General features: G+C 60.2%; 10 protein-coding genes and 2 pseudogenes. 9 read left to right on the top strand and 3 right to left on the bottom strand.

The genetic code is table 11. From position 1 onward, the window contains the following. Positions 1 to 77: 77 nt before the first annotated feature. Complete coding sequence (locus ACNHKD_RS03105) at positions 78 to 2,246, bottom strand: hypothetical protein (protein ID WP_442755658.1); 2,169 nt, start codon at positions 2,244 to 2,246, stop codon at positions 78 to 80. A gap of 321 nt (positions 2,247 to 2,567) precedes the next feature. Here ACNHKD_RS03105 and ACNHKD_RS03100 point away from each other — a divergent pair, with 321 nt between their 5' ends. Further along, a complete protein-coding gene (locus ACNHKD_RS03100; protein ID WP_442755657.1) occupies positions 2,568 to 3,914 on the top strand; it encodes a GH1 family beta-glucosidase in 1,347 nt (448 codons plus the stop codon). A gap of 106 nt (positions 3,915 to 4,020) precedes the next feature. On the opposite strand, the gene ACNHKD_RS03095 is transcribed toward ACNHKD_RS03100, so the two are convergent. After that, complete coding sequence (locus ACNHKD_RS03095; protein ID WP_442755656.1) at positions 4,021 to 4,668, bottom strand: hypothetical protein; 648 nt, start codon at positions 4,666 to 4,668, stop codon at positions 4,021 to 4,023. A 522-nt stretch (positions 4,669 to 5,190) separates the two neighbouring features. Between ACNHKD_RS03095 and ACNHKD_RS03090 the strand changes: the two genes are divergently transcribed. Further along, positions 5,191 to 5,877 (top strand): hypothetical protein, encoded by a 687-nt coding sequence (locus tag ACNHKD_RS03090; RefSeq protein WP_442755655.1) that lies wholly within the window; start codon positions 5,191 to 5,193, stop codon positions 5,875 to 5,877. A gap of 491 nt (positions 5,878 to 6,368) precedes the next feature. Here ACNHKD_RS03090 and ACNHKD_RS03085 read toward each other — a convergent pair whose 3' ends face one another. Continuing rightward, positions 6,369 to 7,514 (bottom strand): trypsin-like serine peptidase, encoded by a 1,146-nt coding sequence (locus ACNHKD_RS03085; RefSeq protein ID WP_442755654.1) that lies wholly within the window; start codon positions 7,512 to 7,514, stop codon positions 6,369 to 6,371. 616 nt (positions 7,515 to 8,130) lie between these two features. Here ACNHKD_RS03085 and ACNHKD_RS03080 point away from each other — a divergent pair. The 7 genes and pseudogenes from ACNHKD_RS03080 to ACNHKD_RS03050 all read left to right on the top strand — a co-directional run bounded on the left by ACNHKD_RS03080 (position 8,131) and on the right by ACNHKD_RS03050 (position 17,575). Then, positions 8,131 to 9,027 carry a glycosyltransferase family 2 protein gene (locus ACNHKD_RS03080; protein WP_442755653.1) on the top strand — a complete coding sequence of 299 codons (897 nt, stop codon included), beginning with the start codon at positions 8,131 to 8,133 and terminating at the stop codon, positions 9,025 to 9,027. A 12-nt stretch (positions 9,028 to 9,039) separates the two neighbouring features. Further along, positions 9,040 to 9,279 (top strand): annotated as a pseudogene (locus ACNHKD_RS03075) (glycosyltransferase family 2 protein); the annotation flags it as partial. Positions 9,280 to 10,326: 1,047 nt separating this feature from the next. Continuing rightward, positions 10,327 to 11,049 (top strand): class I SAM-dependent methyltransferase, encoded by a 723-nt coding sequence (locus tag ACNHKD_RS03070; RefSeq protein WP_442756947.1) that lies wholly within the window; start codon positions 10,327 to 10,329, stop codon positions 11,047 to 11,049. 344 nt (positions 11,050 to 11,393) lie between these two features. Then, a pseudogene (locus ACNHKD_RS03065) lies at positions 11,394 to 12,686 on the top strand (N-6 DNA methylase); the annotation flags it as partial. After that, a complete protein-coding gene (locus ACNHKD_RS03060) occupies positions 12,676 to 13,878 on the top strand; it encodes a restriction endonuclease subunit S (RefSeq protein WP_442755652.1) in 1,203 nt (400 codons plus the stop codon). The pseudogene ACNHKD_RS03065 and the gene ACNHKD_RS03060, both read left to right, overlap by 11 nt. Next, a complete protein-coding gene (locus ACNHKD_RS03055) occupies positions 13,875 to 16,838 on the top strand; it encodes a type I restriction endonuclease subunit R (protein WP_442755651.1) in 2,964 nt (987 codons plus the stop codon). The genes ACNHKD_RS03060 and ACNHKD_RS03055 overlap by 4 nt, the downstream gene beginning before the upstream one ends. Beyond that, a complete protein-coding gene (locus ACNHKD_RS03050; protein ID WP_442755650.1) occupies positions 16,835 to 17,575 on the top strand; it encodes a M48 family metallopeptidase in 741 nt (246 codons plus the stop codon). The genes ACNHKD_RS03055 and ACNHKD_RS03050 overlap by 4 nt, the downstream gene beginning before the upstream one ends. The last annotated feature ends 85 nt before the right edge of the window (positions 17,576 to 17,660 follow it).

Here is a 17,660-nt window from a genome sequence, read left to right as displayed (position 1 = left end):
GACTGAAGCGCGCTCTGAACCTTTAGAGTCAATCGCGTCGCCTGCGTTTACGCGTTTCCGCCCGAAAGCGGCGCGATCTAGAACCTGCCCGACTGCGTATAGGTCGCGCCTCCGGCCTTGTAGGTCACCGTCCAGGAATCGCCCGTCAGGTCGCGCATCACGCCGTTTCCGTTCATCTGCGCCGCAAACGTCCCTGAGCCCGGATAGATGCTCTGGCCGGGGCTGAGCGTGAATGTGTAGACGAAATTCGCGCCGGAAACGAAACCTTGGACGATCTGCCCGCCAAAGGTGTTGTAAGCCCCATTATAGGTCACGTTCGTCGCTGGCGCGGCGATCGTCGCGGTAAGCTCCGTGATCTGGACCGTCGTGGAAAGGACGAGATCGTCCTCGTAATACCAGGGGCCGCTGGCGTTGCGCCTGGCGGAGAAAGTCGCAGGCCCGGCTCCGCCGCCGCCGCCGGGAGGCGGGGCGGCGTTGACCGTCAGGGCGAGGGCGGTCGTCGCGCTGAGCGCGCCGCTGGTCCCCGTAATGGTGAAGCCGCTGGTTCCCGCAGGCGCTGAAGCGCCGGCGGCGAGCGTCACCGTTGTCGCCGTCGCGGAAGAAGGCGGGTTGAAGGTCGCCGTCACTCCCGTGGGCAGGCCCGTCGCGGAGAACGCGACATTGCCGGCGAACCCGCCCGCGGGCGCCACGGATATGGTCGCCGTTCCGGAAGCGCCCTGCGTTACCGACAGACTCGTTGGATTGGCGGACAGGGTAAAGCTGGGATTTTGCGGCGTCGACGTTCCGGCCAGCACCACCGTCTTCATCGAATAGGGCGGCACGGGGATCGTGAAATTCGCCCCTTGCCCGGCGACGTTGGCGGATGTGACGCCGCTGCTCGTCGGCGTGTAGGAATAGACCGTCGCCGTCCCGCCCGGCGTGAACCCCGTGAGCGACACATTCGCGTTGGCCGTATTGTTGCGGTCCTTGTTGATGAAAAGAACCGCGAGGCTCCCATTCGCCTGTCGCGCCGCGTGCGCGGTCAGGAGGCTGTTGTTCGACGAGGCGGCGACGAGGCCGTCGCCCGCCTTGCCGAGATAGGAAACCATTTGCATGCCGTAATAGGCCGGGAAAGGGGTATTGGCGGCGGGCTCGCCCGACTGCCCGTTCGACAGGATGCCGTAGTCGCCATAATTGGTCGCGCCGAAAAGGCTCGAAGAGGCGTTGCCCCAGACCGCCCCGTTATGCAGGCCCCAGACGTCGACGCTGGCGGCGCCGTTCTCGATCCAGGTCAGCATATTGTCGGCGATGAACATCGCATTGACGATGCTGAGCGTCTGCTTGCCGGGATTGTACGTCACCGAATTCGTCTCGGTGACGAGGATCTGGATATTGGGAGCCCGCGCGCCGCCATACTGGTTGATCAGCGCCTTGAGCCGCGACGCCATCGACGCGACGCCGGCGGAAGGGTCTTGCGGCGCAGCGAGAAGGCCAGCGTCGGATTCCGCATAGGGCTCCTGCGGATACCAATGGACGACGACGAAATCGATCACGGAGGCGCATTGCGCCAGAACGTTCGTGTTCCAGTCCGGAGATTGGCCGTCGGGCCATTTCCCGGGCGCCGTGAGCACGACGCCGATCTTGATCGTCGAATCCACGGCCTTCATGGCGTTCGCGAATTGCACGACGTTCCGGCCATAGCTCGTCGGATCCTTCTGCGCGTGAAGGTCCATCTCCCAGGCCGCGCCATACTGTCCGTTGCCGTAAACCTCGTTGCCGATCTCCCAATATTTGACGCCATAGCCCTTGGTGACGTTGGCGTAGCGCACCCAGGCGGCCGCGTAGTTGGGATCGCCGCCGCCATTGCCGGCCTGGTTGGAGCCGTAATTCACGGTGATGATCGGCGCCGCGCCGACGCTCCTCGCGACTCCCATGAAGGCGTCGAAGGCGTTGTTGGGATTTGCGTAGCTCCCCTGGCCCGGAACGATGGAGTTCGTCTGCCAGTTATAGACGTCGGAGGTCGAACCGCCGGGATAGCGCAAGGCCGCGACGCCGGCCTGTCTCAGCAGATTAGGCACGGCGCCGTCGAGGAGATCGCCGTCCCACACCGCCGTATTCAGTCCCCAGCCCTGAGCCGGTATCGTCGCCAGGCTCGCTCCCGCGTTCACGCCGACGGAAACCGCTGTCTGAGCCATGGACGGAAAAGTTAGGCCGACGCCCAAACTCAACGCCGCGGCGGCGCTCATCGCGCGAGCCAAATGCAACATCTGAAACGCTCCTGCAAAAATCCGACTTCATGGGTTAACGAGAGTTAACCAGTTTGCCTTGAAACAGCCAATTGGCTTTTCGGAGAAGCGCGATCTTACGTCGCGACATGGTAAACGACGGATCGAAATCGTTCGCCGCCGCCCATGAAGGAGGCGGCGGCCTGTGGCGCGCGCATAAGTTTCGCCATCCATGGCTTCCTGCGAATTCTTTATCCATCCGCATTCAATTGACGCGTTTCGCACAAGCCGGCTTAAACTCGTATTGAAACGGTCGCGCAATTTGTTCCTATCTCGTAAAGCGCCCGCCTTCGGACCTGGACCATGGAAACCAAACAGTTCCCCGACAACTTTCTATGGGGCGTCGCAACGTCCGCCTACCAGATCGAGGGCGCGCCGCTCGCCGACGGCGCCGGGCCGAGCGACTGGCATCAATTTACGCGTGAGAATGGACGCATTGTCGACGGCGGAAATGGCGACGTCGCATGCGACCATTACAATCGCTACGACGACGACATTCGCCTGATCGCCGAGCTCGGCGTCGGCGCCTACCGCTTCAGCGTTTCCTGGAGCCGCATTTTTCCGCAGGGCGTGGGGCCGAAAAATCCGAAAGGACTCGATTTCTACGACCGGCTCGTCGATGGCCTTCTCGCTCGCGGGATCGAGCCTTTTCTCACTCTCCACCACTGGGATCTTCCCGCTGCGCTCGCGGCGCGCGGCGGCTGGCTCAATCGAGACTCGTCGGAATGGTTTGGAGAATACGCGCATACTCTTTTCAGAGCGTTGAAGGACCGCGTGCGATTCTGGACGACTCACAACGAGCCCTGGGTCGTCATGCACAATGGCTACGTCAAAGGCGTGCATCCGCCGGGCCGCGCGGATCTCTCGCAAGCCGCGACGACGGCTCATAATCTGCTGCGCGCCCATGGGCGCGCGGTGCAGGCGTTCCGCGCCGACCCCACGGGGAAGATCGGCGTCGTGGTCAATCTCGAACCCAAAGACCCGGCCTCGGGCGATCCGCGCGACATCGCCGCCGCGAACGCCGCCGACGCCTATATGAACCGCTTTTTCCTCGATCCGCTGCTTCTCGGCTCCTATCCCAAGGAGCTTCCCCCTCTGTTCGGCGCGGCCTGGCCCGCATTTCCCGAAGACGACATGCGGCTGATAAGAGAGCCCTTCGATTATCTCGGGGTGAATTACTACACGCGCTCCGTCAACCGCGCCGACCCCGCCGTCGCGCCGGACGGCGCCGCCCCGGTTCGCCAGCAGGATTCGACCTACACGGAGATGGGGTGGGAGGTTCATTCGCAAGGCCTCGCGCGCACGCTGCTCTGGCTGAAGCAGCGCTATGGCGACATCGCCCTCTTCGTCACGGAGAACGGCGCGGCCTTCGCCGATCCGCCTGAGGAGCGCGGCGCAATCAGGGATCACGCTCGCGTCGATTATCTCCGCGGCCATCTGCGCGCGGCCCATCAGGCGATCGGCGAGGGCGTCAATCTTCAGGGCTATTTCGTCTGGTCGCTCTTCGACAATTTCGAATGGACGTTCGGCTACACGAAACGCTTCGGCGTTCTTGGCGTCGATTTTGCGACGCAGCGCCGCACGCCGAAGCTCAGCGCCGAGTTTTACCGGGAGACCGTCGGCAGCCGGGGACGCAATCTGTTTACGTGAGAACGCTCCACGCGTCCCGCGGCGCCGGCATTCTCCCCTTTGGCGCCGTCGTCGTTCGCGGAATGGACGACTACGCCCGATCCGTCCGCCCCGGCGCTAATTTATTTCATTGGTCAGCGGGGGAAAACTGGTGAACCCAATCCGGTCGAACGACCTTGTCGAAAGCCGCATCGAAATCTGCGCGGCCAATGTCCGCCAGCAGAAACGCCAGCTTGGCGAAGAGATAGTTTTTGTCGGAGGCAAGTCGTGGATACATAAGAAAGGTCATGGGCACGTCGAAATATACGAGAGCTTCGATTAGTCGAACGAATTTTCGACGCAGAACCTCCGCCTGAAGCTCGGCCTTGTCCGTCTCCCACAAGCCCCCCGGCACCGCCTCTTCGCCATCTGCGCTCCCGGTCGTGGAGCGCTGCACATATGCCCGGCTCATGGCCGCCGCCTCGATACGGCGGACGGGAACAATGACATGCTCGACCGACGAAGGGGAAGAAGCGAGAAATTCTTCAGCGATGTCACAGAAGAAAGGGGTCTTTACAATATAGGGGGCCGCCGGCGAGCGTATATCCATTTCCATGCCGGCGCGCGCCGCAGGGAAGAAACTCGCCGATCCCAATCGAGCGGCGGCCGCATGCGGCAACGCCTCGCTTGATCGCGCATCGAAACCGGTATCCAGCCCCAGTTGCGTTAGCAGTTGCACGAGGAAAGTCGTTCCGCAGCGTCCGGTGCCGGCGATGACGATATGCTTTTTGTTCATGATAAGCCTTGCGAGATGGAACTAGCGTTAGAGCATTATCTGAATGACAAAAAAAGGGTCGTCTCCAGGCGCCAAAGCAGGCGCGCCCGTCCCCGGTTCAAGGACGCGGCTCCGCCATTGCCTATCGCCCGAGGACATGGCGATGCGAAAGCTTCCGGCTACGCTAGGCTGGCCCATCCGCTGACGATGCGCTATCTCTCAGACAAATGGGTCTGCCACGGAGACGCAGACCAGAGGTTCTGATGGAGCCTGCATCCATGTCGATTCGCAACGTCGCCATTTTAGCTTTGGCGCATGCCCTCGCCTTCGGCGTAATTGCTTGTTCGGACGGCAAGGAACTGCCTGGCCCCTCTCGCCTCGATCGTAAATCCGCTCCGGAGAGGAGACGCCCGGCGATCTGTCCCTCCATCGCGAGGCTCTGCCCTCCAGGACAGCGTGATCAAGTCGACGAGCATTGCGCTCATTCATGCGTTCCGAACTGAAGCCGATTGCCCTTTTTCTAAGTGAGGTGGATTTCTCAAGATGATGCGAAACGGTCGGGCCGTCGTCCATATTGGAACGCATAAAACCGGAACGACCTCGATCCAGCGCTATCTGTTTGAACGTCGAAACGCGTTACGCCGACAGGGCGTCGGAGTCTATGAGGGGGTGCTGCAAACCAGCCATGTTGAACTGCTGCTGCTCAGCCAACGCGCCGAACGAAGCAATGCATACAAGTTTCTTCATCCAGGGATCGACATGGCAGGGCTGCGGCGTCAAACAGAAACCGCGCTGCGAGATTTATTCGCAATCAGCGGCATGGAGACATACGTATTTTCCGCTGAAGGACTATCCTATTTGAGGCACCGCGACGAGCTTATGCGCTTGAAAGACCTTATTTGCGAATTCGTCGAGCGCATAGAAATTATCGTTTACCTCCGAGAACCGCGCTCTTTTCTGTCATCTTACCGTGCGCAGCTTGACAGGCTCGGCATTCCGAAAACCGAGCAAAAAGACGCCTTCAATTACGTTGAAGACGATAGCTGGCTTGTCGATTACGACGCGCTCGTCAAAACATATTTATCGGTTTTTCCATGCGTATCCGTTATGAGCTACGACGACGAGGTCGCAAAATGCGGAAATGTGTTGCCGTCCTTCGCCAACGCCATCGGCGCTGAACTGACGGAAAATGACGTTAGCTATTGGTTGAATAGCGCGCCTAACACATGACGCCGGCGAGCCGGCATTTCGGGCCGTCCATGGCGGGCGTCAAGCCCGACGGAAAAGGGCCGCCATAGCCAAAAACCCCATGTCGCCCATAGCCAAAAACCCCATGTCGCCCTCGACGGCGACGTCGCCCGCACAAGGCTCCACAACGGAACGGAAGGGTTTGAGCGGGGATGACAGCGGAGGGGCGCTCGAGGCGCTTCTCCCGCCCATGTTTGGCGGCGCGCTCTGGGCGAAGGCTGCAATGGGCAGTCGGCGCGAAGGTAGGAAACCGCGCCCTTCTTTTAAGGACGCCCCTGAATTCTCACGCCCTTCAAAAACATCTCTGTGAAAGGCCGACTGGCGGGCGCGCCTTGATGAAATAGAGTTGTTGGTCGGCCTCGTTACACGCTTCGCATCCTGGACGGTTCGGAGAACCGGGCGGATTAAGGCAAGGCGCGAGGCCGACCAACTATTTTTTCAGGCAAGGTTCTTGGCGTTTGCTATTGGCGTCCTCAGCATTTGCCGGGGCTGATTCCGCAAATATAGTTTACAAGCACTGAGATATTGCCGCTTGTAAACGGCGCGGCGCCTTGTTCCTTATATTGCGGGTCGGTATACCCCCAGCTCGTGACGCCCACGACGATGTTGTGCGAGGCGGCGGCGCCAAAGCTGGTGGCTCCCGTAATCACCGGCGGCGTCCCCAAATTCACAAGCCACGGCCCGCCGCTTGACCCGCCCGTCTGCAACGATCCGATGACCGTGTTGTTCGACAACGAGGAGTCCCTGTAGCCATAGGAGTCCGTACGTTCCTGGAAGACGCCGTTATCCAGCGCGACCGGATATCCAAGCTGCGTGATCTGGGTCAAACCGTTCACGAAGCCGTACCCGTCCCATCCGTAACCGAACCACCCAGTTGTCGTGCCCGGCATCGCTCCGCCCGGCGTGTAAAGATCCATCACGGCGACGTCGTCAGGACAGACAACGCCGCTAACCGCGCAATTGTCCGAGCCGTTGTAATAAGCCGTCAGAATAACCGCGGTCTTGCCGTTCCAGGTTCCGTAGGGCGCCTGTCCGTTATTGTAGGCCGGAACGAACTGCCAGCCGCTATAAAACTGGTTCGCGCCGTAGTTCGCGACGCAGTGGGCGGCGGTGACGATCACCCCGGGCTTGATCAGCGAAGCCGAGCATACGTAGGTGCTGTTGCCGATCAGGAAAAACAATTTACCGGCCGCACGGAACGGATAATATTGAGTCGTGGTGTTGTAATAGGCGTTGGACCGTGAGGTGGTGAAGGGATGGTTCAAAGTCCCGTATTCTTGCGGCGCCGGGGTCTTCAGTTGCTTCGCCAGCAACTGCTCAGGCGTAAGCGCCGGAATAAGCTGCACCGGCCTAGTCTCGCCCGTTCCCTCGCTCCCTTTGGAGGAACCAGGCGTCACGCCGACGCCCTGGACGCCCGGAGCAAGCTGCGGGCGCACATTCGATTGAGGCGTCGGGAACGGAATTGCGTTTTGATAATCCAGACGACCAGACGCGTTGGCGTCCACTTTCATCTGAAACATCGTGATCTTGCCATTCGTCACAACCTGGGCGGACGCAGGCGTCACAGTTGTAAGGAAGCACCCAATAAAGGCGCACCCAAGAGCTTTGAAAATGTTCACGGCTCCCTCCTGGAGACTGTAAATTGAGAGATCGCTTAGCCTAAATGACGCCGCACCATATTGCGAAGCCGCGGTCCTGTAAAGATTAATAAGCTAGGAGTCTCGGCCGTTTGGACAAAATAAAGCAGGCCCTCCGGACTCGTTTTCACGGAGATCGCCATGATTTCAATGCGGCGCGCCCATCTTCGAAGGCCGCAGATCTTTCGGAAGAGCGCGCGTCGGCACGCCAGGATCCGATATAGCTGAAACATTACTCATGATGTCGCATTCGCGCTTGGTGGACGCCCAACCTGCGGAAAACACATGGCAAAATCTGGTCTCTGGCGGAGGCTCCCGCCAACTCCGCTACGGCGGAAACATTTGACGAACGGAGATTGCGGGCAGGCGCGCTCGCACGACGCAGGGCCGAAATCAAAGCATTGACCGATGCGCGTCGCGGGCGGCTCCTCCCCTTCCTGCAAGGCGATTGCGCCGCTATCTTGCGTGCGCTCCGCCGTTTGCCGGACTTCCTGCGCCTCGCGGCGCGGTACGGACCAAACGCGCCCCACGCCTCGCAATCGTCCGCATCGAATTCGCGTCGCACGCCCCGATGACGCCCCCTTGATGGATCAACCCAATGAAAAATGAGCAATCCGCGCCGACCCTGTCCGTGGTCGTCATCGTCTATAATATGGAGCGGGAGGCGCCCCGAACGCTTTTTACGCTTTCCGCCGCTTACCAAAAAAACATCAGGCCTGAAAACTACGAAGTAATTATCGTCGACAATGGCTCCTCCCCTCCTTTTGACCCCGGCGTTCTCCAAGAGCTCGAAGGAAACTTCAGGCTGATCCGGATGCGCGACGCGAGCGTTTCGCCTGTCCGCGCGATAAATAAAGGCATCTCCGAAGCGCGCGGGAATCTGGTTGGGGTCATGATCGACGGAGCCCGGATGGCTTCGCCTGGAATGCTCTCGCTCGCAGCATTGGCGAATCAAATCGGCGACAGAGCCGCGATACTCACTCTTGGTTTTCATCTCGGTTTCGAGGTGCAAATGAAGAGCGTTCGAGAAGGCTACAATCAGGCTGTGGAGGATCAGCTCCTGGCGCAAGCGGGCTGGCGGGAAAATGGCTATCGGCTTTTTGACATCTCGGTTTTTGCCGGCTCCTCCGCCCAGGGCTGGTTCAAGCCGATCAGCGAAAGCAACGCGCTCTTTCTCCAAAAATCCTTCTGGGCGGAGCTTGGCGGATTCGACGAAAGGTTTCAAACGCCCGGCGGCGGGTTGGCCAATCTCGACATTCTCTCGCGCGCCGTGCGCTCCGCAGGGCTGATTGTGACTCTGCTTGGCGAGGGCACCTTCCACCAGGTGCATGGCGGCGTCGCGACCAACGCCATCCATCATCCATGGGACACTTTCGCCAAGGAATACCTGGAGATAAGGGGGGTCGCCTATGAACAGCCCAGTTACGAATCCTTGTTTTTTGGAAGCTTCTCAGCAAATGTGCTGCCGTCGATCGGCGGCTCGGCGCGCGGTTAGGGAGCAAAAGGAATGACTTGCGGCGAAACGAAGAGGCCCGATGTTTCCGTTGTGGTGGTTATCCACAACATGGATCGAGAAGCGCCTCGCACTTTGTATTCGCTGTCGTCGGTTTATCAGCGCCACATCCAAGCGGACGACTATGAAGTTATTGTCGTCGACAATGGCTCCTCGCCCGCGTTTGACGCTGCGGTCCTGGGCGAATTGCAAGGAAATTTCCGCCTTATCCGGATCGACCCCGCGCCTTCGTCGCCGGCCATGGCCATCAATGTCGGGCTGGCCGCCGCGCGAGGAGGGGTCATAGGCGTGATGATAGACGGCGCTCGGATCGTCACGCCCGGACTTCTCCATTTTGCTCGAACGGGCGTGGCCGCCTATCCGGTTTCTGTCGTCGCGTGCCTGGGTTGGTACCTTGGCTGCGACCATCAGAGATGGTCGATCGCACATGGGTACGACGCCGCGCGCGAGGACGAAGCCCTCGCGTCGATCGATTGGCGTCAGGATGGTTACCGGTTGTTTGAAATCGGCGCGCTGGACGGATCTTCGGTCGATGGGTGGTTCAGCCCCATCGCGGAGTCGAACGCGATTTTCCTGAAGCGCGAGGTCTGGCAGACGCTCGGCGGCGCCGACGAGCGCTTCGACGCGCCGGGAGGCGGACTGCTGAATTTGGACATTTTTCGCAGGGCCCTTGAATTGCCCGAGGCCGAACTCGTCATTCTTCTCGGCGAAGGAACGTTTCATCAGCTGCATGGCGGCGTCGCGACAAACGCACCGTTCCAGGATTTCTCGCGGTCGCTTTCCGGATGGCTCGACCAATACGAGGCCATCCGCGGCCATCGCTGGGCGCCGCCCAATGCGGAAAAAAGGACCTTTATCGGCGTCCTGCCTCCGGCCGCCCATCTCCACTTTCTGCGCGCCTCTCTTGAGCCCGCGCGCAACGCTGCGCAGGGTGGGCCTCTCGGTCTTGCGTTCGATCGGTCTCTCTGGTCTTCGACGCCCTCCGCCCAGTCCGCTGATCCGACCGTATCGGCGCTTGTCGAGCTCGCTCAAAGCGAATTCCGACAGCGACGTTTTGCTGCGAGCGCCGCCGTCGCGCGCATCGCGCGCGGCCTCGCGCCAGAGGAGCCGGCGCCCCAAAAACTGCTGGCTCACGCGGGCCATTGGCTGACGGGCGAGATTCCCGCCGACCATGAACGCGCCAGGTTTCATCTTGCGCGCGCGACAGCTTACCGGCTGCTGGGAGACGCCTCCGCGGCTCGTTCCGAATATTGCGCCGCGTTAAATTTCGAGGAAGATCTGGTGGAGGCCCATGTGGGACTCTCCGAACTTCGCTTCCCTGGAGACAACTACCTTGTCTGGTTGGCGCGTCTGCACGCAGAGCTCAAACCTGAGACATATCTGGAGATTGGCGTTGCAAGAGGGCAGTCCTTGGCCTGCGCCCGCCCGCCGACCCGCTCGATCGGAGTGGATCCCGCGCCCATGATCAATGCGGCGTTGACCACTGAAAGCCATATCTTTTGTGAAGAAAGCGATTTGTTTTTCGCGCGGCGCGGACTGGACCCCGTTTTGAGCGGGCGGCCGCTGGCGCTCTCATTTATCGACGGGTTGCATGTCTTTTCACAGAGCCTCAAGGATTTCCTCAATACGGAGAGATATTGCGACGCGCATTCGGTCGTCCTGCTCCACGATACGGCGCCGCTCGACGAGCCGACGCAAAGGCCGGATCGTCAAAGGCGATTCTATTCGGGCGATGTCTGGAAGACCGTTGTCTGTCTGAAACATTTTCGGCCGGACCTCGATATTTTCACGATCGCGACCGCCTGGACCGGCCTGACAGTGGTGACGGGCTTTAACCCCGAGACGCGCGGACTTCCCCTGACGCTGGAAGAGGCGACGGCGCACTTCGAAAATATGCCTTTCTCATCGCTGGAAGGTCAGGAACAGACGATGCTCAACATCGTTCCAAACAACCCCGAACTGGTTTTGGGCCGGCTTATGGCTAGAGGGATTATTCCAAAATAACGCGCGTATCGCACCGCACGTTTGCATTTCGGCTGATTGAAGACAATCGGCGGCGAGGCGCAGGCAGGGCAACTCGTTCCCGACGCTGTCGAGCGCTTGGATGAACGGCTTCAATATGTGTGTCGTGACCAGAAAATGGCCCGTTTCGGGAAATGGCGATCCGCATCAGCATTCGAAGAGGTGTGGGACCTGCTTAGCCGACTGCCTGTAAATGGCTGAAGTATCTCGACTATCTGCGGGCTAATGGTGCCCAGGGGCGGAAACAGGTCTTGCTAATAGGGGTTTGTTATTAAAAAGGTTTCTATGCGCGGCCGCGCATCGGATACCAACTCAGATACCAACAGCGCTGGTCGGAACTCAAGAAGCTGACGGCGGGCGTTGGCGATCATCTCAACAAGGCCTGCGCCGCCATCGAAGACGCGAACCCCGCAATTGAGGGCGTGCTCGCCAATATTGATTTCAATTCGGAAGCGCGGCTCGGCGACGCCAAGAACCGCGAGGGCGTGCTCGGGCGTCTGATCGATCATTTCTCGCGCATCGATCTTTCCAACGCCTCGCTCTCCGAGCCGGACATGCTCGGGCGCGCCTATGAATATCTGATCGACAAATTCGCGGACGACGCCGGCAAGAAGGGCGGCGAGTTCTACACGCCGCATCCGGTCGTGCGCCTCATCGTCGATTTGCTGGACCCCAAGCCCGGAATGCGCATCAGCGACCCCACCTGCGGCTCGGGCGGCATGCTGATCCAATGCGCCGAGCATATCGCGCAGGCCGAGGGCAAGCGCCTTGGGCAGCCGATCAATGTCACGCTGCACGGGCAGGAGAAGAACCTCGGCACATGGGCCATCGCCAAGATGAACCTGTTGCTGCATGGGCTGCGCGACGCGCGGATTGAAAAGGGCGACACGATCCGCAATCCGCGCCTGCTGGACGCGGAGGGCAATCTGATCCTTTACGATCGCGTCATCGCCAATCCGCCTTTCTCGCTGGACGCCTGGGGCGCGGAAGATGTTTCTGGCGAAAACGAGAAGAAGGGCCACAACCGTTTCGTCTATGGCATTCCGCCCAAGAACATGGGCGACCTCGCTTTCGTGCAACACATGGTGGCGACGCTCAATGCGAAAGGCGTGTGCGGCGTGGTCATGCCGCATGGCGTCTTGTTTCGCGGCTCGGGCGACGGGCGCATTCGCGAGGGGATGCTGAAGGTGGATTTGTTCGAGGCCATTATCGGCCTGCCGGAAAATCTCTTCGCCGGCACGGGCATTCCCGCAACAGTGTTGATCCTCAACAGGGCCAAGCCGGCCAAGCGCAAGGGCAAGGTGCTGTTCATTCACGGCGCGAAGGAATTCGAAGAGCGGCCGAAGAAAAATATTTTGGGCGACGGCAATATCAAGCGCATCGTCGACGCGTTCAAGGCGTGGAAGGACGAAGACCGCTTCTGCCGCGTCGTCGACATGTCGGAAATTGAGGAGAACGACTTCAACCTCAACATCTCCCGCTACATCGACACGCTGGAGCCGGAAAAGCCGATCGATGTGAAAGCCGAACTCGACAAGCTCTGGGCAGCTGAGAAAGCTCGCGACGAAGCCGCCGCGCGCATGAACGCCCTTCTCAAGGAGATGGGCTATGTCGGGTGATAGCGCATGGCCCTTGACGAAGATTGGCGATCTCATTCGAGAAAGCCGCATCAAGGGCAGCAACGGAAGCAGCGCAAAGAAGTTGACCATTCGTCTGTATGGGCGAGGCGTCGTCGCGAGCGCCGATCGCGGCGGGAGCGAAGCAACGAATTATTTTATTAGACGAGCTGGCCAGTTTGCTTACAGCAAGCTCGATTGTCTGAACGGCGCTTTCGGGATTATCCCCGAGCATCTGGACGGATATGAAACGACGCTTGATCTTCCGGCCTTCGATTTCGTTGGTAAGGTCGACCCAGATTGGTTTTTGAAAACCGTCGCTCGCCCCAGCTTTTATGGTCGCTTTAAGTTCTCGGCGATCGGATCACGAAAGGCAAATCGCGTTCCCGTTGATGAATTCTTGGCGACGCGCCTCAGCATCCCGCCGCTCGCCGAACAGCGCGCGATTGCCGAGGCTTTGGGCGCGGTGGAGATGGCTATCGCGAAGACGGAAGTGCTGATCGACACAATTTCCCAAACCCAAACGTCACTTATCAAAAGCTATTTTCACCAACGACAAAAAACATTGAGATGGTCTCGCATTGGTAAGGCCGGACGTTGGCTGAGTGGCGGAACGCCAGCGACGGCGACAGACGGAAATTGGGACGGCGACATCCCTTGGGTTTGCCCGAAGGACATCAAGGCCCCCACCATTTCCTCGACGATCGACAACATCTCGCAAGACGCCGCTAAACAAATTGGTATTGTCGAGCCGGGAACGCTGCTCCTTGTCGTCCGCGGAATGATCCTCGCGCGCGCGGTCCCGTCAACGATTAGCACCGTCAGGTGCGCGTTCAATCAAGACGTGAAAGCTTTCGTCCCAAATAAGTCGATGCAGCCGCGCTTCTTGAAGCTTTGGCTGGATATCAACGAACACAAACTGCTTGGCGAGATAGAGACCGCAACTCACGGCACGAAGCGATTTCCGTTGGAGCGTCTAAACGCATTTCCTGTCCCCGTCTTATCGCCGAAGGAACAGGATAAGATCGTGGCTCTCGCCCAAAGCGGCTACGATCGCTTGGCCTCGGAAAGGCAATTCTTGTCGAGCCTTCAGGCTGTCCGCGTCGGCCTCGCACAAGAGCTTCTTTCTGGGCGCCTTCGTCTTCCAGCGAGCATCATCGCACGTCATCGCAACACGTCGGGGCGGGCGGCATGAGCGAGGCCAGCGACAGGCTCGAATTGGAATGGGTGGAGGAACCCGCCACTGAATTGTTGCGCGTGCTGTTCGACTACAAGCCGCTGTCCGGCGATGACGTGCGGCGTTTGCGCGACGGGCTGAACACAGAGCCGGTGCTCACGCTGCGGCTCGGCGAATGCCTCGCGCGCCTCAATCCATGGCTCGACGAAGAGGGCGTGCGCCGCGCCGTCGCGGCGGTCACGCGCATCGCGGCCCTCGACCTCATGGAGGCGAATGAGAACGCACATACGTCGCTCTCCTACGGCGTCACCGCGCCCCATACGGAAAAGGGCCGGCGGCAGGACCGCACCATCCGTTTTTTTGATTTCGACGATCCGTCCGCAAATGTCTTCGAATTTGCGCGGCAGGTTTCGATCAAAGGGCCACGGCAGGAAATCATCCCGGATGTGATCGTCTATGTGAACGGGCTCCCGCTCGCGATTATCGAATGCAAATCGCCCGCTCTCGCCGACCCCATGGGCGATGCCATTCGCCAGTTCCGCCGCTACGAGGGCCGCGACGAATTTTCAGGCCTCGGCGCGCCGCGCCTATTCGAGACGGCGCAACTCTCCATCGCGCTCGCGCGCGACGCGGCGAAATACGGAACGACGCAAACGCCCGCGCGCCAATGGGCCGAATGGAAAGACCCTTATCCGCTGAGTTTCGACGCGCTGGCCGCCCAACTCGGGCGCGCGCCGACGGGGCAGGACGTTTTGCTCGCCGGGCTTCTCGCGCCCGCGAACCTTCTCGACCTTGTGCGCAATTATGTGATGTTCGAGACGATCGACGGCCGCCGCGTCAAGAAGCTCGCGCGCTATCAGCAATTCGTCGCCGTCGGCAAGGCGATAGAGCGCATCCGGGGAGCGATCAATCCGCAGCGGCGCGGCGGGGTGATCCACCATACGCAAGGCTCCGGCAAATCGCTGACCATGGTGTTTCTCGCGACGAAGCTTCGCCGCTTGCCCGAGGCGGAAAATCCGACGCTCGTCATCGTCACGGACCGCACGGACCTTGACGACCAGATTACCGCCCAATTCAAGCGCTCGGGTTTTCCGAACCCGGTTCAGGCCGGAAGCGGCGAAGCCCTGCGTAAAGCCCTCTCCGGTGGCGCAGGAACGACCGTTTTAACGACCGTGCACAAATTCCACAGCGCGGTTCCGAAGCGCTCGGCAGTCATCTCTGATGCCAGAAATGTGTTCGTGATGGTGGACGAGGCGCATCGCACGCAATATGGCGCGCTCGCCGCCAGAATGCGCGCCGGCCTGCCCAACGCCTGTATGCTCGCCTTCACCGGCACGCCGATCGACAAGAAGGATCGCAGCACGCGCGAGGTGTTCGGCGACTACATCCATCGCTATCTGATCGACCAGGCCGTAAAGGACGGCGCGACCGTCCCGATTTTCTACGAGATGCGCGACGCGAGGTTGCGGATTGAAGGGCGTGACCTTGACCGCGATATCCGCGCCGAGTTTCCCGAGCTTTCCGACGAAGAGATTGAGAAGCTCAAGCGGGGGATGCGGCTTCAGGAAAAGCTTGCGGGCGCGAGCGTTCGCGTCGATGCGATCGCCAAGGACATTCTCGAACATTACCGGAGCACGATCGAACCGAACGGCTTCAAGGCGCAGGTCGTGACAATCAGTCGCGATGTCGCCGTGAGCTATGTCGAGGTGTTGCGAAAACTCGGCGCGCCGGAATGCGCCTTGATCATGTCGACATCGAATAATGATTCGGCGCGGCTCCAGCGCCATCATCTGTCGAAGCGAGAGCGGGATGATCTCATTGCGCGGTTCAAAAAATTCGACGATCCGTTAAAAATTCTTGTTGTCTGCGACATGCTGCTGACAGGCTTTGACGCGCCCGTTGAGCAAGTGCTTTATCTCGATGCTCCCTTGCGCGAGCATACGCTTTTGCAGGCCATCGCGCGCGTCAACCGAACGGCGGACGGCAAGAGCTATGGCCTTGTGGTCGACTATTGGGGCGACAATCGGCGTATCGCCAACGCGCTGGAGTTGTTTTCGGAAGAAGACGGCGTGCTCGGCGCGCTGCGTCCGCTCTCCGAAAAAATTCAGCTTCTCGAAAGCCGCCACCGCGCGGCCATGCGCCTGTTCGAGAGCGTCGACCGTAAGGACGAACCAACCTGCCTCGCGCTGCTTGATCCGGACGATGTGCGCGCGAAATTCGAACTGGATTTTTTGCGCTTCGCGGAAGCGATGGACATGGTCTTGCCCGACCCAAAAGGACTCGAAGAACCCTATGTCGGCGATCTCAAATGGCTCGCGCGATTGCGCGTGACGGCGCGGCGCGCACACTATCAAGAGCCTTTCGACCCGAAGGACTATGGCGCGAAAGTCGGCGCGATCATCACAAAGCATCTTTCGGCCGAAGGCGTGGAAGTGCTTTTGACGAAGCGAGACATTCTTGATCCAGCCTTCAAGCAGCACCTCGACAGCCTGTCTTCCGCCGAAGCGAAGGCGGCGGAAATCGAGCACGCTATCCGTCACGAAATCCATGTTCACCGGGACGAAAACCCGACGGCCTATGTCTCCTTGTGGGAGCAACTGGAGAAGATCGTCAACGAACGGCGCGAGGCCCGCGTTTCCGCCGCCAGCGCCTTGGAGCGACTGCAAGAGATTGGCGCTCAGGTTTCAAATATTCGGGCCGGGGGAACCGGGAAAGGCGCGGGCTTAACGGGAACCGCAGGCGCAATCTTGCCTTTCCTCGGCGACGCGACGGGCGACAAGGGGGCGGCTGCAAAGGAGGTCGCCGAGGCGCTGGAGCACTATGCCGCCGTCGTCGACTGGCAGCATAAGGAGGACGTTCAACGCCAAATGCGCCGCGCCATCAAGGAGCGATTGCGCGCGCTCGGGATGAACGCGGCGAATATCGAAGCTGCCACCGCCAAGGTGATGGACGTGGCGCGCGCGAGGTTGGCCCGATGACCATTTCCGCTTCCCATAGCCTCGATTTTGGCGGCGAGGCGATTTGTTTCGCAATCGAGCGCACGGCGCGGCGGAAGACAGTCGCGATATCCGTGGGGCATGACGGCGTTCGCGTGCTGGCGCCCTCCGATCTGGACGACGATCGCGTTGTGGCGATCGTCCGCCGGAAAGGCGCATGGCTCTTGCGCAAGCGGGCGATGTATCAAGAGCTGGGCGGCGTCGTAGCCGCGCCAGAATTCGTCAGCGGCGAGACGTTCTATTATCTGGGGCGTCCCTACCGCCTCAAGGTCGTCTTGGATGCCGACGCCGTTCTCTCACGCGTTACGGCGCGCGGGGCTTCCTTCGTCGCCCCGGTTCAGCCGGATGCAACGGCCGAGGTTCGGCGCGCGGCCGTGCGAGGCGCTTTGCGGCATTGGTATCGCGACCATGCCAAACGGCATTTTCCTGCTCGCGCCTCCGTGATGGCCGAACTTCTCGCGATTGTGCCTCCGATCGTGCGGGTCGTTGATCAGTCAAAACGTTGGGGAAGCTGCGACGCCCGAGGCTGCATCCGGTTGAACTGGCGCTTGATCATGGCCCCGATGACGTTGGTCGATTACGTCATCGCGCATGAAGCCTGCCATGTTCTCGAACACAGCCATTCACGCCGCTTCTGGCGTTCGCTGGAAACGATCATGCCAGACTATGAAGCCCGGGCGCGTCAGCTCGACAAACTCGGTCACATGTTTGTTTGGTGACTTTAAGACAGCTACCATGCTACTGGCGCGGCACTGACCCACAATTCCGCGTCGAAAATTTTACATGGCCTGTGCAAGCCGGACC

It is taken from the genome of Methylocystis sp. JAN1, from assembly GCF_052186135.1.
Taxonomy (GTDB): Bacteria; Pseudomonadota; Alphaproteobacteria; order Rhizobiales; family Beijerinckiaceae; genus Methylocystis.
The sequence above is the reverse complement of the archived record's forward strand: the minus strand, read 5'-3'. Positions and strand labels throughout refer to the sequence as shown.